Annotated in this window: 17 protein-coding genes, 1 tRNA gene and 1 pseudogene; 13 read left to right on the plus strand and 6 right to left on the minus strand. The window is 63.3% G+C overall.

What is annotated here, in order from left to right; all coding sequences use genetic code 11:
- Positions 1-8 precede the first annotated feature (8 nt).
- Positions 9-833 (plus strand): annotated as a pseudogene (locus ARUE_RS24920) (GNAT family N-acetyltransferase); the annotation flags it as partial.
- A gap of 43 nt (positions 834-876) precedes the next feature.
- Here ARUE_RS24920 and ARUE_RS24090 read toward each other — a convergent pair.
- Positions 877-978: transfer RNA gene (locus ARUE_RS24090), tRNA-OTHER, on the minus strand.
- Between ARUE_RS24090 and ARUE_RS24095 the strand changes: the two genes are divergently transcribed.
- From ARUE_RS24095 to ARUE_RS08415, 4 genes are read left to right on the plus strand one after another with little or no spacing between them, the layout of a single operon-like run.
- Positions 963-2,696, plus strand: coding sequence for an acetate--CoA ligase family protein (locus tag ARUE_RS24095; RefSeq protein WP_162486228.1), 1,734 nt, complete (start codon positions 963-965; stop codon positions 2,694-2,696). The genes ARUE_RS24090 and ARUE_RS24095 overlap by 16 nt on opposite strands.
- Before the next feature lie 57 nt (positions 2,697-2,753).
- Positions 2,754-3,479 (plus strand): DUF5998 family protein, encoded by a 726-nt coding sequence (locus tag ARUE_RS08405; RefSeq protein WP_011774479.1) that lies wholly within the window; start codon positions 2,754-2,756, stop codon positions 3,477-3,479.
- Positions 3,476-4,705, plus strand: a complete 1,230-nt coding sequence (locus ARUE_RS08410; protein WP_014921401.1) for an alkaline phosphatase family protein — start codon at positions 3,476-3,478, stop codon at positions 4,703-4,705. Before ARUE_RS08405 ends, ARUE_RS08410 begins: the two co-directional genes overlap by 4 nt.
- Entirely contained in the window at positions 4,698-5,426 is a 729-nt protein-coding gene (locus ARUE_RS08415) for a thymidine kinase (protein ID WP_011774481.1), read from the plus strand. Before ARUE_RS08410 ends, ARUE_RS08415 begins: the two co-directional genes overlap by 8 nt.
- 36 nt (positions 5,427-5,462) lie before the next feature.
- On the opposite strand, the gene sepH is transcribed toward ARUE_RS08415, so the two are convergent.
- On the minus strand, positions 5,463-6,815 hold the full coding sequence (gene sepH, locus ARUE_RS08420) for a septation protein SepH (RefSeq protein WP_187329934.1): 1,353 nt from the start codon (positions 6,813-6,815) through the stop codon (positions 5,463-5,465).
- A gap of 302 nt (positions 6,816-7,117) precedes the next feature.
- Here sepH and ARUE_RS08425 point away from each other — a divergent pair, with 302 nt between their 5' ends.
- Positions 7,118-7,417, plus strand: a complete 300-nt coding sequence (locus ARUE_RS08425; RefSeq protein WP_011774483.1) for a DUF4193 domain-containing protein — start codon at positions 7,118-7,120, stop codon at positions 7,415-7,417.
- Positions 7,418-7,487: 70 nt separating this feature from the next.
- Here ARUE_RS08425 and ARUE_RS08430 read toward each other — a convergent pair whose 3' ends face one another.
- Positions 7,488-7,958, minus strand: a complete 471-nt coding sequence (locus ARUE_RS08430; protein ID WP_014921403.1) for a DUF3093 domain-containing protein — start codon at positions 7,956-7,958, stop codon at positions 7,488-7,490.
- 76 nt (positions 7,959-8,034) lie between these two features.
- On the opposite strand from ARUE_RS08430, the gene dut reads away from it, so the two are divergent.
- The 4 genes from dut to ARUE_RS08450 all read left to right on the plus strand — a co-directional run bounded on the left by dut (position 8,035) and on the right by ARUE_RS08450 (position 10,601).
- The gene (gene dut, locus ARUE_RS08435) at positions 8,035-8,574 is read left to right on the plus strand and encodes a dUTP diphosphatase (RefSeq protein WP_043471120.1); all 540 of its coding nucleotides are present in this window, start codon (positions 8,035-8,037) and stop codon (positions 8,572-8,574) included.
- 119 nt (positions 8,575-8,693) lie between these two features.
- Positions 8,694-9,452: a DUF3710 domain-containing protein gene (locus ARUE_RS08440; protein ID WP_014921405.1), complete on the plus strand. Its 759-nt coding sequence runs from the start codon at positions 8,694-8,696 to the stop codon at positions 9,450-9,452.
- 151 nt (positions 9,453-9,603) lie between these two features.
- The gene (locus tag ARUE_RS24650; protein ID WP_238324569.1) at positions 9,604-9,822 is read left to right on the plus strand and encodes a hypothetical protein; all 219 of its coding nucleotides are present in this window, start codon (positions 9,604-9,606) and stop codon (positions 9,820-9,822) included.
- On the plus strand, positions 9,819-10,601 hold the full coding sequence (locus ARUE_RS08450) for a DUF3159 domain-containing protein (RefSeq protein WP_014921407.1): 783 nt from the start codon (positions 9,819-9,821) through the stop codon (positions 10,599-10,601). Before ARUE_RS24650 ends, ARUE_RS08450 begins: the two co-directional genes overlap by 4 nt.
- On the opposite strand, the gene ARUE_RS08455 is transcribed toward ARUE_RS08450, so the two are convergent.
- Positions 10,568-11,305, minus strand: coding sequence for a potassium channel family protein (locus ARUE_RS08455; protein ID WP_011774488.1), 738 nt, complete (start codon positions 11,303-11,305; stop codon positions 10,568-10,570). The genes ARUE_RS08450 and ARUE_RS08455 overlap by 34 nt on opposite strands.
- Positions 11,305-11,976, minus strand: coding sequence for a potassium channel family protein (locus tag ARUE_RS08460; protein ID WP_017198905.1), 672 nt, complete (start codon positions 11,974-11,976; stop codon positions 11,305-11,307). Before ARUE_RS08460 ends, ARUE_RS08455 begins: the two co-directional genes overlap by 1 nt.
- A gap of 115 nt (positions 11,977-12,091) precedes the next feature.
- On the opposite strand from ARUE_RS08460, the gene ARUE_RS08465 reads away from it, so the two are divergent.
- The 3 genes from ARUE_RS08465 (at position 12,092) to ARUE_RS08475 (ending at position 18,481) form a co-directional block, all read left to right on the plus strand.
- A complete protein-coding gene (locus tag ARUE_RS08465; protein WP_014921408.1) occupies positions 12,092-14,065 on the plus strand; it encodes an APC family permease in 1,974 nt (657 codons plus the stop codon).
- Positions 14,066-15,430, plus strand: coding sequence for a class I SAM-dependent RNA methyltransferase (locus ARUE_RS08470; RefSeq protein ID WP_014921409.1), 1,365 nt, complete (start codon positions 14,066-14,068; stop codon positions 15,428-15,430).
- Positions 15,431-15,673: 243 nt separating this feature from the next.
- On the plus strand, positions 15,674-18,481 hold the full coding sequence (locus ARUE_RS08475) for an aconitate hydratase (RefSeq protein WP_011774492.1): 2,808 nt from the start codon (positions 15,674-15,676) through the stop codon (positions 18,479-18,481).
- A 24-nt stretch (positions 18,482-18,505) separates the two neighbouring features.
- Here ARUE_RS08475 and ARUE_RS24105 read toward each other — a convergent pair whose 3' ends face one another.
- Positions 18,506-18,646 carry a hypothetical protein gene (locus ARUE_RS24105; RefSeq protein WP_162486132.1) on the minus strand — a complete coding sequence of 47 codons (141 nt, stop codon included), beginning with the start codon at positions 18,644-18,646 and terminating at the stop codon, positions 18,506-18,508.
- Between the last annotated feature and the right edge of the window lie 16 nt (positions 18,647-18,662).

Consider the following 18,662-nt stretch of genomic DNA (forward strand, 5'->3'; position numbering starts at 1 on the left):
CTAAGCCTATGGTGGATCAGCCCGGCGTCGGCATTTATCCGGAATATTGGGAGGCCGATGTCGTGCTGCGCGACGGCGGGACAGCCCACCTTCGCCCCATACGACCCGAAGACGCGGACGCTTTGCAGGCCTTCCACGCGGGCCAGTCGCAGGCCTCCATCTACATGAGGTTTTTCTCCTTCAAGCCCAAGCTCTCCGGCAAGGAAGTGCGGCGCTTCACGGAAGTGGACCACATCAACCGTGTCGCATTCGTCATCACCATCGGCGGCGAAATCATAGGGATCGGCCGCTATGACCGGCTTGAGGATCCTGCCGAGGCTGAGGTCGCCTTCAACATTTCCGACGCACACCAGGGCCGCGGGATCGGCTCCATCCTCCTGGAGCATCTGGCAGCTGCCGCCCGGGAAAACGGGATCCGCCGCTTCACGGCCGAGGTCCTGCCGGACAACCGTAAAATGCTGATGGTCTTCGCAGACGCCGGCTATGACCTCAAACGCCAATTCGACGACGGCGTTGTCTCCGTGGAATTCAACATCGATCCTACGGAGAAATCACGTGCCGTCATGGAGTCACGGGAGCACCGCGCGGAGGCGCGCAGCGTGCGCGACCTGTTGTCGCCGTCGTCGGTGGCTGTTATCGGTGCCAGCCGCAAGTGGGGGACGGTGGGCTACCAGCTGCTGGAGCACATCATCGAAGGCGGCTTCAAAGGTCCGGTCTACGCCGTCAACCCGGAAGCGTTCGAACTCGCCGGAATGATCTCCTTCGGGAAATTGTCCGAGATCCCGGGGCCGGTTCAGCTGGCCATCATCGCCGTTCCTTATGAGGAAGTCCACAAGGTAGTTGACGACTGCGCAGCTGCCGGCGTCAAGGGCCTTGTGGTGGCCACTGCCGGATTCGCCGACGACGGCGAGCGGGGACTCGCCCGCCAGCACGAGCTGGTGCGTCGGGCCAGGGCAAACGGGATGCGCGTCATTGGCCCTGAGTCCCTCGGGATCCTGAATACGCACCCGGCAGTATCCTTGAACGCGTCCATGGCGCCCACGATGCCTCCGAGGGGAAGCCTGGGTTTGTTTTCCCAATCGGCTGCCGTGGGTGTGGCGGTTTACGCCGCCGCCAGCCGCCGCAGGCTAGGTTTGTCGTCGTTCCTGTCTGCGGGAAACCGTGCCGACGTTTCCGGCAACGATGCCATGCAGTATTGGGAAGATGACGCCGATACCTCCGCCGTGGGGCTCTATTTGGAGTCCATCGGCAATCCCCGTAAATTCTCCCGACTCGCCCGGCGGTTGTCGCGCAGCAAGCCCGTGATCGTGGCCAAGTCCGATGTCACGGGACTTAGCCTTCCGCCCGGGCACGAGGTTCGGACCACCCAGGCGCCGGGCGCGGCCGTGGATGCCATGATGCGCCAAGCGGGCGTCATCCGCGTCGAGACCATTGAACAGCTTATGGACATAGCCCAGATTGCGTCCTCGCAGGCACTGCCCAAGGGGCCGGGCCTGGCTGTCTATTCCAACTCGGTCGCCTTGGGCAAAGTGGTTGCGGACAGTGCAGTGCCGCTCGGTTTGGACGTAGCCCGACTAGTAACGGACCTGGACCTCGACGCAGGGATGTCGCTCGCCGTTCCTGCCCTCCGGTCCAGCTTGCAGGAGAGCCTCGCGGACGAGTCCGTCCACGCCGTGGTTGCCGCACTCCTCCCCGCCCGCGGACTCACCGTGGAGGCGCTGGCAGGAGTCTTGGCCGAATGCGCTGCTGAATCCGGAAAACCGGTGGTGGCTGCGTTCACCGGAATCCTGGATCCCTCCGTGCAGGTGGAAGGCATGGTAGGAACAGCCGGGAAGCCCGTGCTGCCTTGCTACTCCAATGCCGGTGCCGCCGTGGCGGCTCTGGCTGCGATCGTCCGCTATGCGCAGTGGCGCGACCGGGACCAAGGGCTGTTTGTGGAGCCCGAGGACTGCGATGTGGACGGCACCAGGGACACGCTGACCGCGATGCTGGCCGGCGTCACTGGCGAAAAGATCAGAAAGCTCGACGCCGGTGCTGCCGCGGCGCTGCTGTCGGGCTACGGAATCGAGGTAGTACCGTCGCTTGGATTTGGTACCTCTGATGAAGCCGTGCAAGCCGCGGATACCGTTGGATGGCCCGTAGTTCTCAAGACCACCGATCCTGCGCTGCGGCACCGACTTGACCTGGGTGGGGTTCGGCTGGATATCCAGGACGCGGAGTCCCTGAGGCAGAACATCGCCCAAATGCGCCGCGCCTTGGAGCCTTACGGATCACCCTCACTTGAAGTACAGGCGATGGCACCTGTGGGGCAGGCCTGCACTTTCCGTGCGATGGAAGACCCCCTGCTGGGGCCGGTTCTGTCGTTCGGGTTGGCAGGAGATGCCGTGAACCTGCTGGACGACTGGGCCCATCGGGTGCCGCCGCTATCGGCTGCCGATCTGCACGATGTCATCCGCTCACCCCGGGCGTCCCGGAAGCTCTTCGGCTACCAAGGACTGCCCGCCGTAGATGTGGCAGCCCTTGAGGACATCGCAGCCAGGCTCGCCAAGCTAAAAGATGACCACCCTGGAATCGCGCTGGTGGAATTCAACCCCGTCCTTGCACATCCCACAGGCGCCACCATCCTGGGGGCGGAGGTTTGGATCGGCAACGCAGCGCAGCGTACGGACAGTGCCCGGCGCGCCATGCGGGGTTAGCCACAGGAAGGGACCGCACGGTTAGGTAGTCACCAAGCGATCTGTGAAAATGGGGGAATGAGCACCCAGTCGCCGACGCCTCAATCCCGCCCGTCCAACGCCGGGCACCACACCGCCCACCATCACGGCTCGCAGGGACAGAGCCTGGACCAGGCGCTGCAGCAGGCAGGCTTCTACCCGCGGTTGGTGGCAGACGTCGTTGACGACGCCTTGGATGGCCGGGAGTGCCTCTCCCACTTGGTCCACCTGGAGACCCACTTCGACCGTGCCGAGGTCCGCAGGCACATCACCGTGCTGGTGCTCACGGAAGACATGCTGGTGATCACCCACGTTGATGACCAGCAGCTGGATGAGGCCGGAGAACAGATCGTCGCCCAGGTTTCCACTGAGTCGGTACCTGTGGCCCAGATCCGCTCGGTGGTGCTCAGCTACATGTATGCGCAACCCCAGGACTACAAGCCGTCCGATCCTGTCCGTGAGATGACTGTTTCCATCGCTTGGTCCGGCGGGCAACGCCTGGACATGGGGCCGGCGAGCTGCGGGGATCCCCAGTGCGAAGCCGACCACGGCTACAGCGGAACCATCGCCCAGGAAGACATTGTCCTGCGGATCAGCGCTGAGGCAGACGGACTCCAAGCAGTCCAGGACGCCAAGACATTTGCCCGTGCACTGCGTGCGGTCAATACGGGCAACCCAACACCCGCCCAACATGCCAGCATCCCGGCACCGAGGCCGCGTTCGGGCGTCTTCAGCAACCGCCTCAGCCGCGGACACCAGCGTTGAGGGAAACTGCACAGAACCCGGTGAACACAGCTGCGGGGACCGCCCCGGCCGCAGACCTCCCATCGCCCCCGCTTTTCGGGAGCAGATCCATAGCCGAAGTCCTGACGAGTTCCGCCGCGGCCCTTGGCATGCCCGGCTTCACCAACCACCTTCAGCTGCCGTCAACGCAGCGTGTCTGTGTGGTCCTCGCCGATGGCCTCGGCCGCAGCCTGCTGAAGCAGAAGGCCTCCCACACGCCCTTCCTCCGTTCGGTCATGGCTGAGGGACAACGCAATGTCCCTCCATGGATTGACGCCGCCTTCCCCAGCACTACGGCAGCGTCCCTCGCGAGCCTCGGCACCGGTTTGCCTGCCGGCCAGCACGGAATGGTGGGCTACGACGTCCTCGATCCCGCCCAAGACAAGGTAGTCAACCTTCTGGGCAACTGGGATTCACAGGTGGATCCTGCGCTATGGCAGCCTCACGCGACGGTCTTCGAACGGCTGGCGGGAGAGCTGGACGTCGTCACCGTCAGCCTGCCGCAGTTCGGAAACTCGCCCATGACACAGGCCGCTCTGCGGGGAAGCCGCTTTGTGGGCAGTACCACCCTGCATGCCAGGACCGCCGCAGCCGCTGAGGCAATGTCCGGTGGCGGCCGTTCCCTGATGTACTTCTACGCCAACGAGCTGGACAAAGCCGGCCACCGCTATGGCTGCCAGTCCGACCGCTGGGAGCACCAACTCGAAGAACTCGACTCCACGGTGAAGAGGCTCTCCGCCACACTGCCTCCCGGAACCACCATCCTGGTGACCGGCGACCACGGCATGTTGGACGTTCCCGAGTCCCAAAGGATCGATTACTCCGCTGATGAATCTTTGGTGGCCGGTGTCCGGCACACTGCCGGCGAGCCCCGCATGGTCCATCTCTACTTGGAACCGGACGCAGCCCCTGCCCACCGGGAAGCCCTCATTGAAGCCTGGCGTCGTCGCTTTGGTGAAAGGATATGGGCCTTTACGCGAGAGCAGGCCGCGGATGCAGGGTTATTCGGCCCGGTGCGTCCCGAGGTCGCCCCCCGCATCGGCGACGTCATGATCGCAGCGCGTGACACCCTGGCCCTCTACGACACACGGAGGGCCCGCCCGGCATCACTCGAAGTAGTGGGGCAGCACGGTTCGCTGACCAAGGCCGAGCGCGAAGTACCCCTGTTGTGCTTCGCCGCTGCCGGCAAGAAGGGCAAACGTGGCTGAGCTGGTCTTCTTCTCTGGCACCATGGACTGTGGCAAGTCCACCCTGGCCCTCCAAATGGACCATAATCATCGGGCACGGGGCCGCGGAGGTGTTCGGTTCAGCTGTAACGACCGTGCAGGTGATTCAACGATCTCCAGCAGGCTGGGCCTTCAGACCGATGCGGTTGAGGTTGTGGGCGGCACCGATTTCTGGGACGAAGTGGTTGCCCGGCGGACCAACGGACTCCGCGTGGACTACCTCATCTGTGATGAGGCGCAGTTCTACTCACCCACCCAGGTGGAGCAGTTGGCGCGGGTTGTGGATGAGATGGATGTGGACGTCTTCGCGTTCGGCATCACCTCCGACTTCCGTACCAGATTGTTCCCCGGCTCACAGCGGCTTATTGAACTCGCGGACAAAGTGCAGGTGCTGCAGGTGGAAGCTTTGTGCTGGTGTGGCCGACGGGCAACGCAGAACGCCCGCACCGTGAACGGCATCATGGTGGTGGAGGGTGACCAGGTGATGGTGGGCGATGTCGCACCCCAAAACAGCGGCGACGAGCCTGTGCCCGACGAGCCTGTGCCCGCGCACGCCGTGGGTTACGAGACGTTATGCCGCCGGCACTACATGAGGCGTGTGACGGCTCATGGCGCAAATCTGATGGCAGGGGCGGACCAGCCGCTGCCGTTCGACATTGATGCTTGCCTCTGGCCGGGGGCAGGAGCTCTCCGGCACGGCTAGCCGATCCAGCCAGCCGTTGCTGCCATCTCCGCGGGGCTAGTCTCCGCGAGCCCCGAAAACGATCTCGTCCCAGCTCGGGATGCTGGACCGCTTGGGGCGTGAGGGTTGGCGTTCCGCGGGGGCATCAACGTCCTTGCGAACGTCTGAGTCTTTCTGGTCCTCTACGGGAGTCTCATCCTGAGGGACGCCAGGGACGTCATGTGCAGCTTGCAAGCCGGTGGAATCGTCTTCCCCGCGGGGTTCCGGGTTGCCGCTGCCGCCGAGGAGTTCGTCGAGCCCTGCAGGTTTGCGGCCCGCCAAGGAAGTAACGGGCCGGAGCGGGCTGGCTACCACCGTTATTTCACGTGTGTCAGTGCTGACTCCATTGTGGAGCTTCAGGGAGTCGTCGCCGTCGTCGTCGTGGGACTCAAAGTGTCGCGGGGCCAGACTCAACCGCGACAGCATCGAAGGGCGCCCGTCTTTGCGTGCGGGCTCCTCGGCGGCAGGGGCTGCCGGCTCACCATCCGCATGGCCCGTTTCTTCTGCCGCCTCGTCACTTTCCTCGCCCGGCCGCGGGTGCGCTGCCGGAACGTTGCTCAGCAGCACTGCCAAGGCATCATCGCCGTCTTCGTCCACGCCCAAGCGTTGGCCTCGCCGGGAGCGGAGCATTTCCAGGAGGCTGTCTGATTCTTTCGCGGACGCACGTGCTGCTGTTTCGGCGTCGGTTTCGAAATCGAACGGCCTGTCCGAAACCGCGGCAAGTCGTCGCGCAGGCACCGGGCCGTCCATCGGCTCAAGTTCGCTGAGTTGCTGGGCCCAGCGGTTGGCATTCTGCAGGGACTTGCGTTGGGGACTGAAAGTCCACATGGCAGGCGGCTCTTCGCCGATGCTTCCATGGGCGCCGGGAACAGTTTCGAAGCGTGCGACGACGGTCCAGGTGCCGTCCGGGCGACGCCAGGAGTCCCAATCCACCGTGGAGGAATCGATACCGTGCGCCGAAAGCCGGTAGTCAACCATCTCCCCGAGAGTGGCCGGGTTGTCGCCGAAAGCGGAGCGGTAGATGTCATGCCCGGGGGCAGGGGAGGCAACTTCGATGTTGCGGGCCTGCCGCACTACGTACTCACGCTCTGCAAGCACAGGGCCTTCATAGCGCTGGACGTTGGCAAGGGGGAGGCCGGAGAGTTCAGCAACTTCCGTGGCCGTGGCTCCGCTGCGGATCCGGGCCTGGATGTCGCGGGGCGACATGGCAATCGCCGTGTTGGAAGCGCGTGCGGCCACCTGGGCAGGGGTGCGGCTCGCCGCGGCCCTCAGGGCCTCGTCGATCGGAAGCTGGAACATCGCACCGCCCGGGCCGCTTAAGAGCAGATGCCCGCCGTCGTCGTGGACGCCTACCAGCCGTAGATCCTGCATAACACCCTCCACCACATGGCATAACTGACATTCGAAACTCTGCCACCCGCGGGGGCCTTTTCCTACTAGGACAAAGGGCGTGCCGTGATATTCCGCTGAAAGCCGATCGATTCCGGAAGGCTTCCCGAGCTTTTTCGCACCAGATCGAGTTCTATGGACTTTTTGGGCGTGGGGGAGGACAATCTGGCCGAGATCGGGCACAAATCCGGGGCGTCCGGCGTTTGCACCCTTAAGCCGGCGGCAGGAGAGTTGCTGCACTCCGGTTTCCAACCCGGAACAGGTATGGAGGACGAAGAAGGACCATGGCCACGGATTACGATGCCCCTCGAAAGACCGAGGAAGACGTCAGCGAGGATTCCCTGGAAGAACTGAAGACCCGCCAGTCGGGGAAGCAGTCCTCAGCGGTGGACGTCGACGAGACCGACCTCGCCGATGGCTTCGAGTTGCCGGGCGCGGATCTGTCCGGGGAAGAGCTCCTCATTCAGGTCATGCCGCCCCAACCTGATGAATTTACGTGCTTCAACTGTTTCCTGGTCAAGCACAGGTCCCAGATCGCTGCGGAACGGGGCGGCCACCAGTACTGCACCGAATGCGAGAGCTAGTCGCTGCCGCGGGGCCGGGAACCCCCACGGAAGGCGTCACGGGTGGCGTCAGCTCCTGACCGGCCCGGCGTTAACGCTGTGGCGTGGTGAGGGCGGAAACGAGCTCATCGGGCCGGCGGGAGGACGCCAGCCAGTAAGGGGTCCGGTCCGCGGGGTCCGTGATCTCAATCTTGACCACGGGGTCGATCCACCCGCGGAAGCACATGTAGGCGAGTCCATTCAGGCGGGGACCCCGTTCAGCGGTGGCCTCTGCTTTCCTGAATGCCTGGACGGACCCTACGAACTTGCGGTCGATGCTGGCCCGACCCACCCTGACGGTGTTAGCCGTAACGGTGATGGTGGGCGTCGAGAGCACCAACATGATGGTCATAATGGCCAGCAGCACCAAGGCGGCGATGATGCCGGTGGCCGCGCTGATGGGACCAAACATCAGGACGCCGGCGCCGGACAAGCCAACCACCACAACCCAGATCCACACAGACGGCCACAACTTCTCGGTGTACAGGACGTCGGAGGCCGAAGGGGTGTTCCGGGCAGGCATGGGGGAGGACTGGTCAGGCGTAGGCATGGGTCCAGCTTATCGGGCCCTGGCCGTGGTCCCAGTAGAATGGACCATTGTGAGCAACGAGACCGCAGTATTCAGCACAGACCAGAGCTCCGCAGTCGCGGACAGCAGCGAAACCACAGCAGCCTACAGCGCCCCCACTTTGGAAGTGCAGCTGAAAATGCTCGACGCCGGGTTGGAGGCCCCGTCCTACGCGCACCCTGGCGATGCCGGTGCCGATCTCCGCGCACGTGTGGATGTGCACCTTGCTCCCGGCCAACGGAAACTCGTTCCAACGGGCGTCTCCATTGCGTTGCCTGAAGGTTTCGTTGCCCTGATCCACCCCCGTTCCGGGCTGGCCACCAAGCATGGACTCACGGTGGTCAATGCTCCCGGCACTGTGGACGCAGGCTACCGTGGCGAAATCGCCGTCACGCTCCTGAACACCGACCAGGAAAATGCCATTGACCTCAAGCGCGGCGATAGAATTGCACAAATGGTGATTCAGCGCGTCGAATACGCGCAGTTCGTGGCTGTTGACCAACTGTCCGAGTCCGTTCGTGGAACCGGCGGCTTCGGGTCCACGGGTGGATTCAACGCACCGAAGGCCTGAGAGACTACCGAACCTGGCGTGTACCGCACACCAAACGATTGACGTATGTGCGCGGTTTAGCGAGGTTTAACGTGGTTGCGGTTTACTTGGGGATAGACCACTACTAAGGAGAAAACCCAATGCTTTTTGGGCGCGGCAAGAAGTCCAAGGACGATCGGTCCGAAACCGCCGGCACTGTTGAGGAGTCCGGTGCCGAGGCACTGACTTCCGAACCAGGCGGGTCCGGTACGCCCGGCGATTTCCGCCTTGGCAAAGGCCCCTTGGACATAGACGAGATCGAGAGCCGCGAGGGCTACGTCGACCTCGGTGCACTGTTGATCGCACCGGCGGATGGTCTCCAACTGCGGCTTGAGGTGGAAGAAGCCACCCAACGCGTGGTGGCCGTGACCATGGACCTCAACGGTTCGAGCCTGCAGCTCCAGGCGTTCGCGGCGCCGCGTTCCGAAGGTCTTTGGGACGAAATCCGCGAGCAGATCACCCAGTCGGTGGCGAGCCAAGGCGGGGAAACCGAGGAGGTTTCCGGAGCTTTCGGCACGGAACTCGTGGCCAAACTGCCCGCTGAGGCGGCTGACGGCAGCCGCGGCTTCCGTGCCGCCCGCTTCATGGGTGTGGACGGGCCCCGATGGTTCCTCCGTGGTGTCCTTGGCGGGCAGGCTGCCTTGGAACGTGATGCCGCAGCGGGGCTGGAAGACCTCTTCCGCAAAGTTGTGGTGGTCCGCGGGGACAATCCGATGCCTCCGCGCGAACTGTTGCAGCTGCGCCTGCCCAAGGATGCCGCGGTACCGGGCCAAGCGGGCGCACCCCAGGGTGCGGTTCCCCCGGCAGCGCCCGCAATGCAGCAGCCGGAGCGAGGGCCGGAGATCACCCAGATTGGTTGATTCCCCCGGCGGCAGCGGTGTGCCCGGTCAGAGGCCCCCTGAGCAAGGAGTCCGTGATCTTCCTGCACGGGGCAGAGCTGTATGTACCGGCTTCATTGAATCCGTAACGCATCAACCGCCCAGCGAACAACCATTCTTTTCGGCTGTGGTGGTGGATGCCCTGAGGCCGGGGGACCAGCGTGCGTCCGCTCCCGGCGGAGCCCGGAAGTCCTATGACCGCCTCCGTGTGATCTGGCTGGGCAGGACCCGGGTTCCCGGCATTGAAGCCGGTGTGCAACTTCGCTTGAACGGCATGGTGACCCAGGTTGATGGACTACCGGCCATGTTCAATCCCCGATACGAAATACTTTCCCGTCAGGAGCACCTATGACCGTGGCAAACGGATCAGAACCGAAGGACACAGGGCGCCCCACGCCCCCGGAGGACCACGTTGTGCTGCCCGACGCGGCTAAGGCCGGTCCGGACTCACCCAGTGTGTCCGAGCTCGCTGCGGGATATGCCGAAAAGGCCGGCCTTCACCGGAACAGCGCGGGGCACGTCGACATGCTGAAGTCAGCGGGCGGGGTACAGGGCATTGCCGAGAGCATCCTTCCCGGACTGGTCTTCCTGGTGGCCTTTACCATCACCCGGGATTTAACGCCGTCTCTTATCGCGGCGCTGGCTACCGCCGCCGTCTTCACCGTGGTGCGCCTGATCCAGCGGCGGCCCTTGACGCAGGCATTGGCCGGCGTGGTGGGCGTGGGTATTTCCGCGTGGCTGGCCAACACCACGGGTAAGGCAGAGGACTTCTATGTCCTGGGGTTCTTCACCAACATCGCCTATATCGCGGGCATGGTGCTCTCCATCGTGCTCAAGTGGCCGGTTGCGGGGCTTCTGTTCGGTTTCGTGCGCAACGAGGGACTTGAGTGGCGGAAGGATGCTGAAAGGCTCCGCGCCTACAGCCTGGGCACGTGGATCGTGGTGGCGGTGCTTGCTCTCCGCCTGGTGGTTCAGGTGCCGCTGTACTTCATGGGTGAACCCGGCCTGACAGCGTTGGCCACCACCAGGCTCCTGATGGGGGCCCCGCTGTACATCCTGGGCCTCTGGGTGGCCTGGCTGGTCACCAAGCCGGCGACTCAGCCGTCGAAGCCGTCGTCTTCAGCGGACTGATCTGCTGCTTCGGAGGACCCCTCACGAGGTTCCTGGCCGTCCTCGGCCGCTGGTGACAACAGGGCCCGCAGCCCGTCTTCCGCTGCGATGGTGGTGACGAAGAACAGCTCGTCGCCGCCGTCCAGGACGTCATCGCGTGTGGGGGTGATGGGTGCGTGGTCGCGCAGGATAGCCACCAGCGTTGCGTCTTCCGGCCAGTCGATACCACCCACCGTGCTCCCGATGACATGGGAATCGTGGGGAACCGTGAACTCAACGATCGATGCCACGCCTGTTTGCAGGGTCAGCAGCCGCACGATGTCGCCGATTTCAACAGCCTCTTCCACCAGGGCCGTCATGAGCTGCGGGGTGTTGACTGCGACGTCCACGCCCCAGGAGTCATTAAACATCCAGTCGTTCTTGGGATTGTTGACGCGCCCAACTGTCCGTCCCACACCGAACTCGGTCTTGGCGAGCAGTGATACCACCAGATTCACTTTGTCGTCGCCTGTGGCAGAAACCACGACGTCGGCATCCTCAAGTTTGGCGTCCTGCAGGGTGCTGAGTTCGCAGGCGTCGCCCACCAGCCAGCGGGCACCTCGAAGCCCGCTGCGTCCGATGACTTCGGGCTTCAAGTCAATAAGGAGGATCTCGTGTTTGTGGGCCAGCAGCTCACGCGCAATGGACGAGCCGACGCTGCCCGCGCCAACAATGACAACTTTCACTAAGACTCCTTGGCGGGTGCTTTGGCGAGGATCCGGCTGATCTCGGAGGTTCTGTCCAGGCTCACCATTGCGTGGACAGTATCGCCCTCTTGGTATGCGGTGCCGGCCTGGGGCAACAGGCCCTCACCAAACCTGGTGAGGAAGGCGATGCGGATTCCGGCGGCGGACTCGATGGAGTCCATGCTGTGTCCGATCCAATCCTCGTGGAGATCCACTTCGGCCAGTACCAAGCGGCCCGACGGCTCGCGGTAGTCACCGGCGAGGTGCTGCTCGGGAAGGATGCGGCGCAGGACCTGGTCGGCACTCCAGCGGACGGCTGCCACCGTGGGGATGCCGAGCCGCTGGTAGATTTCGGCGCGGCCGGGATCATAAATCCGTGCCACCACGTGGGCAACATGGAAGGTTTCGCGGGCCACACGCGTGGCCAGGATGTTCGAGTTGTCGCCGCTGGATACGGCGGCAAAGGCATAGGCCTCTTCCACGCCGGCTTGTTTCAGGGTGTCCCGATCAAACCCGACTCCGGTGACTTTGCGCCCAGTGAACGTGTTGCGCAACCGGCGGAAGGCCCGCTCGTCCTGGTCGATGATGGCCACCGAGTGGCCGGCATCCTCCAAAGTGTGTGCCAGGGTTGCGCCAACACGGCCGCAACCCATGATCACGAAGTGAGCCACCATGTCTCCTAATGTGTGTTGTCCATCCCGCTCGGTATGACTTTACCGGTGCCGCGTGGCTAAGCCGGCGACAACCCGTCATGACATCCCTGGGGATTCAGAGTAGCTTTGCGGAGTGCTGACAATTCTGAATGCCGCGAAGCGGGTGTTGGTGGGCCGGCCAGTCAGGAACGACCGCCTGTCCCACACCTTGTTGCCCAAACGCATCGCTTTGCCGATCTTCGCCTCGGACGCCCTGTCCTCGGTGGCTTATGCCCCCGACGAAATTCTGTTGACGCTCGCCCTTGCCGGCGTAAGCGCCGTGGCTTTCTCCCCGCTCGTGGGCCTGGCCGTCATGGTGGTGTTGCTCACGGTGGTGGCGTCCTACCGCCAAAACGTGCACGCGTATCCGTCCGGAGGCGGCGACTACGAGATTGCCAACGTCAACCTCGGCAAGTACGCCGGTCTTACCGTCGCCTCCGCCTTGCTGGTGGATTATGTGCTGACGGTTGCCGTGTCCATGTCATCAGCGGCGACGTACCTGACCACCGCCATCCCGGCACTCCATGGCCAGCAGGCACTGATTGCCACTATTGGCGTGATCATCCTGGCGCTGGTCAATCTTCGCGGAGTCAAGGAAGCCGGGACGCTCTTCGCTGTCCCGACGTACATCTTCATGGCGTCCATCCTTGGAATGACCGGGGTGGGTATCTTTCAGGCGGTCACCGGCACCTTGGGGGAGGCACCTTCCGCCAACTTCACCATCGTCCCTGAGCCCGGATTTGATGAGGGCCTGGTGGGCCTGGCCGGGGCTTTCCTGCTTCTGCGTGCCTTTTCATCGGGCGCCGCCGCGCTGACCGGTGTCGAGGCCATCAGCAACGGCGTACCAAACTTCCAGAAGCCCAAGAGCAAAAACGCGGCCACCACGTTGCTCCTGCTCGGCGTCATCGCAGCCTCCATGCTGGCAGGCATCCTTTACCTGGCCAACGCCACCAAGGTGCACATCGTCCTGGATCCTGCCCGGGAGTTCCTGGTGGACGGAAAGCCACTTCCTGAGGGGTACATCCAGACACCTGCCATCAGCCAAATCGCAGACACCATCTTCGGGTCCGGCTCCATTCTTTTCTACGTCGTCGTTGCGGCCACCGGCGTCATCCTTGTGTTCGCTTCCAACACGGCTTTCAACGGCTTCCCCGTGCTGGGTTCGATCCTTGCCCAAGACGGCTACCTGCCCCGGCAGCTCCGCACCCGTGGCGACAGGCTTGCGTTCAGCAATGGCGTCCTTGCGTTGGCAGCCGGGGCGCTGGTCCTGATTCTCGCGTTCAACGCAGATGTCACCAAGCTGATCCAGCTGTACATTGTGGGCGTCTTCATCTCCTTCACTGCCAGCCAACTCGGCATGATCCGGCACTGGGGCCGCGAACTTAAACTCGCCAGGGACAAAGCCGTCCGCCGCCGTATCATCAAGTCACGGACCATCAATATGCTGGGCTTCGGGATGACGGCCTTGGTCCTTGTCATCGTCCTCATCACCAAGTTCGAGCAAGGCGCTTGGATTGCTTTGCTCGCCATGTTTGTTCTCTTCCTCATCATGTGGAGCATTCGTGCCCACTACGACAACGTGGCCAGGGAGCTGGCCGTGGACGAGGATTCCTCACCGCGTGCACTTCCCACCAGGGTCCACGCGGTTCTCCTCGTTTCCCACGTCCGCAAGCCGGTCCTCAGGGCGTTGGCATATGCACGGGCGTCGCGGCCATCGCGCCTGGACGCCGTGACCGTGGACATCAGTGCTGAAGAGACAGCCCAGACGGTCCGCGATTGGGAGAAGCTGGAAATCCCCGTTCCCCTGACCGTTCTGGCCAGCCCCTACCGTGAGACCGTGACACCCATCATGGATTACATCAAGAACATGCGCCGCGACTCACCGCGGGACCTGATCGTGGTGTACATCCCCGAATATGTGGTGGGCAAATGGTGGGAACAACTCGTCCATAACCAAACAGCACTCAGAATCAAGACGAGGCTCCACTTTGAACCTGGAGTCATGGTTGCCAGCGTCCCGTGGCAGTTGAAATCGTCCGAAGAAGCAAAGGCACTGCAGGATACCTAAATGACCTCCCACAGCAATTCCCCCCAACACCACTCCGGAGACCAGGATGCGCCCGCCACTGAACTGGTGGTGGATGTAGGCCCCATAGCCCACGGAGGGCACTTCGTCGCACGGCATGAAGGGCGCGTCATCTTCGTCCGGCACGCCATCCCGGGAGAGAAAGTCCGGATCCGGTTGACCGACTCCGGCGACTCGTCGCGCTTCTGGCGTGCCGACGTCGTCGAGGTCCTGGAAGCCTCACCCGACCGCGTTCCGCACTTCTGGAAGCAGGCGGACTCGCTGGGCTCATGGAGCCGCGGGGCTCCGCCGGTGGGCGGTGCCGAGCTCGGCCACATTTCGTTGCAGCGCCAGCGGGCCTTGAAAGCGGACGTGCTGGCGGAACAGCTCAAGCGGCTTGCCGGCTTGGACCTCACCACCGAGGTGGAAGCCGTGGGAGATCAGCACGACGGCGGACTCGGCTGGCGTACGCGGGCCAGCTTCGCGGTGACCCCCAAGGGCCGGTTGGGCATGCACGCACACCGTTCAGACGTAGTGCTTCCCATCAAGGAGATGCCGTTGGCGCTTACGGGCGTCAACGAGCTGAAGCTGTGGGACCTTGACCTGTCCGGCATCGCCCGTGTGGAAGTTGCCGTGCCCGCCAACGGTTCGCGGCCCCTGATTCTGCTGGCTCCGGAAGAATCGACCAGCCCCAAGAGATTGCACAGCATCCTTTCGCAGCTGCCGCACCATGTCTCGGTTGCCGGCTTCGATCCCAGCAAGGGCGAAGTCCTGCAGCTTCGGGGGAGGACCTGGGTGCAGGAAACCGCAGCAGGCCATGAGTACCGTGTGACCGGTGAGGGTTTCTGGCAGATCCACAAGGACGCCCCGGACACGCTGGTGGACGCTGTGACGGGCTATCTTTCCGGCGGCGGCTACTTGCAGCCCGGCGCGACAGTGGCCGACCTCTACGCCGGCGCCGGCCTGTTCACGGCGCCCTTGGCGGACGTCGTCGGAGTTACCGGTTCGGTACTTTCCGTTGAAGGCGCGCCGGGCACCAGCCGCGACGCCCGAAAAAACCTGCACGGTGAAGCCCAGGTGGAAATTGTGCAGGGACGTGTGGAGAAGGTCCTGCACCAACGTGCCCGCAGCTTCGACTCGGTGGTGCTGGATCCACCACGTGCCGGAGCAGGCAAGGCCGTGGTCAAGCAATTGATGGCCACCGGACCCCGTGCAATCGCCTATGTGTCATGCGATCCCGCATCCTTTGCACGTGATCTGGGTTACTTCCATCAAGGTGGCTGGCGACTGGAGTCCCTGCGGGCCTTCGATCTTTACCCGAACACCCATCACCTGGAAACTGTAGGGCTGATCGTTCCTGCCGCCTAGCCGTGGCGCGGTCCGCCTTCCATGGGGCAGCAGGCGGAACTGCTTGTTTTCACAGCGGCACCTGATCAGTGACGCAACGCCGGAGTATGCCACTACGATGGCTGTAGTAGTCCCGGTCCGCAGAAATCAACGCCGCGGACCGGGGTGACCAAGAGAGATGCCGCCAGGCTAAGTAAGGTGCGCCTAACTGGCTAGCGGCCAACCACGCGACAAAGATGAAACTGTTGCGAGAGGAGTCCTGCCATGAGCACTGTGGACAGCTTCGGTTCCAAAGGCGTACTGAATGTAGCCGGCACCGACTATGAAATTTTCCGGTTGAACTCCGTAGAGGGCGCAGACAGCCTTCCGTTCAGCCTTAAGGTATTGCTTGAAAACCTCCTGCGGACTGAGGATGGCGCCAATATTACGGCTGACCATGTCCGCGCCCTGGCCGGTTGGGATCCCAATGCGGAGCCCGACACGGAAATCCAGTTCACCCCCGCCCGCGTCATCATGCAGGACTTCACCGGCGTTCCCTGCGTCGTGGACCTGGCGACCATGCGTGAAGCTGTCAAGGAGCTCGGCGGTGACCCCAAGCGCGTCAACCCGTTGGCGCCTGCAGAAATGGTCATCGACCACTCCGTCCAGATCGACGCCTTCGGAAACTCCGGCGCACTGGAGCGCAACATGGAGATCGAATACCAGCGCAACGGTGAGCGCTACCAGTTCCTTCGCTGGGGCCAGACCGCATTCGATGACTTCAAGGTTGTTCCCCCGGGAACCGGCATCGTCCACCAGGTCAACATCGAGTACCTGGCACGCACAGTCATGACCCGCGAGGTAGACGGCGTTGTCCGTGCCTACCCCGACACCTGTGTTGGCACCGACTCCCACACCACCATGGTCAACGGCCTGGGCATCCTGGGCTGGGGCGTTGGCGGCATCGAAGCCGAAGCAGCCATGCTCGGCCAGCCCGTCTCCATGCTGATTCCCCGCGTTGTGGGCTTCAAGCTCAAGGGCAGCATCCCGGCTGGCGCTACCGCTACTGACGTGGTGCTGACCATCACCGAAATGCTGCGCAAGCACGGTGTTGTTGGCAAGTTCGTTGAGTTCTACGGTGAAGGCGTTGCGGCTGTGCCGTTGGCCAACCGCGCCACCATCGGCAACATGAGCCCGGAATTCGGTTCCACGGCTGCCATGTTCCCGATCGACGACGTCACCCTGGACTACCTGCGCCTGACCGGCCGTTCCGAAGCGAATGTCGCCCTCGTGGAGGCATACAGCAAGGAACAGGGTCTCTGGCACGACCCCTCCCGCGAACTGCGCTTCTCCGAGTTCCTCGAGCTGGACCTGTCCACTGTTGTTCCTTCCATCTCGGGCCCCAAGCGTCCTCAGGACCGCATCGAGCTCACGGATGCCAAGGAGCAGTTCCGCAAGGACATCCACAACTACGTCGCCATCGAAGACGGCAGCGTGGACGAGTCCCTGGACGAATCGTTCCCGGCATCGGATGCGCCGTCCTTCACGCACGCTGATTCGCATACCACGGAGACGGCGCGCGTTTACTCCGCCGCCAACGGTGCGAATGGCCGCCCGTCCACGCCGGTCAAGGTGACCACCGCCGATGGCCGCGAGTTCGAGCTGGACCACGGTGCAGTGTCGATCGCTTCGATCACCTCCTGCACCAACACGTCCAACCCGTCCGTCATGCTGGCTGCGGCCCTCCTTGCACGCAACGCCGTGGACAAGGGCCTGACCTCCAAGCCGTGGGTCAAGACCTCCGTTGCCCCGGGCTCGAAGGTTGTCACTGACTACTACGAAAAGTCCGGCCTTACCCCGTACCTGGAGAAGCTCGGCTTCTACATCGTGGGTTATGGCTGCGCCACCTGCATCGGTAACTCCGGTCCGCTTGAGCCGGAAATCTCCGAGGCAATCCAGGCCAACGACCTCTCCGTCACCGCAGTCCTCTCCGGTAACCGTAACTTCGAAGGCCGCATCAACCCGGACGTAAAGATGAACTACCTGGCGTCCCCGCCGCTGGTCATCGCTTACGCACTGGCCGGCTCCATGGACTTCGACTTCGACACCGATGCCCTGGGCACCGACTCCGAGGGCAATGAGGTCTTCCTGAAGGACATCTGGCCGAACCCCACTGAGGTGCAGGAAGTCATCGACTCCTCCATTGACGAGGCTATGTTCGCCAAGGGCTACGAAGGCGTTTTCGACGGCGACGATCGCTGGAAGGCCCTCGACACCCCTGCCGGTGACACCTTCGCGTGGGCCGAAGATTCCACCTACGTCCGGAAGCCCCCGTACTTCGAGGGCATGAAGGCCCAGCCGGATCCCGTCAAGGACATCTCAGGCGCCCGCGTGCTCCTGAAGCTTGGCGATTCCGTCACCACGGACCACATCTCCCCGGCCGGTTCCTTCAAGTCGGACACTCCCGCAGGCCAGTACCTTCTGGCCAACGGTGTGGAGCGCAAGGACTTCAACTCCTACGGTTCACGCCGTGGCAACCACGAAGTCATGATCCGCGGTACCTTTGCCAACATCCGTATCAAGAACCAGCTCCTGGACAATGTTGAAGGTGGCTTCACCCGCGACTTCAGCCAGGAGGGTGCGCCCCAGGCGTACGTTTACGATGCAGCCCAGAACTACCAGGCAGCAGGAACGCCCCTGGTTGTCCTGGCAGGCAAGGAATACGGTTCCGGTTCGTCCCGTGACTGGGCAGCGAAGGGCACGGCGCTTCTGGGCGTCAAGGCCGTCGTCGCCGAAAGCTACGAGCGCATCCACCGCTCCAACCTCATTGGCATGGGCGTCCTTCCGTTGCAGTACCCCGCCGGTGAGTCCGCAGCAACGCTGGGCCTGACCGGTACGGAAACGTTTGCAGTGGAAGGTGTCACCGAGCTCAACAACGGCACCACGCCGAAGACGCTCAAGGTGACTGCCACGGCCGAAGACGGAACCGCCAAGTCCTTTGACGCCGTTCTGCGCATCGATACCCCGGGTGAAGCGGACTACTACCGCAACGGTGGCATCCTGCAGTACGTTCTGCGCCAGATCTCGGCATAACGAACCGGCTGATTAGCAGCTGATTCAGAAGCCGGACAGCCCCGGCTGGTCGCCCGACCAGCCGGGGCTGTTGGCGTCCCGGGGGCCGGCCCGGGAGAACAATGCCGTGGCTCGAATCCACGGCGCAACGCGCAGCCCCGGGCACGCGCTAGAGTTAACAAGCACGTCATTCACCCTAAGG

The sequence above is a fragment of the Arthrobacter sp. Rue61a genome (assembly GCF_000294695.2).
Taxonomy (GTDB): Bacteria; Actinomycetota; Actinomycetes; order Actinomycetales; family Micrococcaceae; genus Arthrobacter; species Arthrobacter aurescens_A.

Coding starts and splice junctions, on each gene's coding strand:
- ARUE_RS24095 (WP_162486228.1), top strand. CDS start 963: ATGCGCGTCATTGGCCCTGAGTCCCTCGGGATCCTGAATACGCACCCG.
- ARUE_RS08470 (WP_014921409.1), top strand. CDS start 14,066: ATGACCTCCCACAGCAATTCCCCCCAACACCACTCCGGAGACCAGGAT.
- sepH (WP_187329934.1), bottom strand. CDS start 6,815: ATGCAGGATCTACGGCTGGTAGGCGTCCACGACGACGGCGGGCATCTG.
- ARUE_RS08440 (WP_014921405.1), top strand. CDS start 8,694: ATGCTTTTTGGGCGCGGCAAGAAGTCCAAGGACGATCGGTCCGAAACC.
- ARUE_RS08405 (WP_011774479.1), top strand. CDS start 2,754: ATGAGCACCCAGTCGCCGACGCCTCAATCCCGCCCGTCCAACGCCGGG.
- ARUE_RS08430 (WP_014921403.1), bottom strand. CDS start 7,958: ATGCCTGCCCGGAACACCCCTTCGGCCTCCGACGTCCTGTACACCGAG.
- ARUE_RS08450 (WP_014921407.1), top strand. CDS start 9,819: ATGACCGTGGCAAACGGATCAGAACCGAAGGACACAGGGCGCCCCACG.
- ARUE_RS08475 (WP_011774492.1), top strand. CDS start 15,674: ATGAGCACTGTGGACAGCTTCGGTTCCAAAGGCGTACTGAATGTAGCC.
- ARUE_RS08425 (WP_011774483.1), top strand. CDS start 7,118: ATGGCCACGGATTACGATGCCCCTCGAAAGACCGAGGAAGACGTCAGC.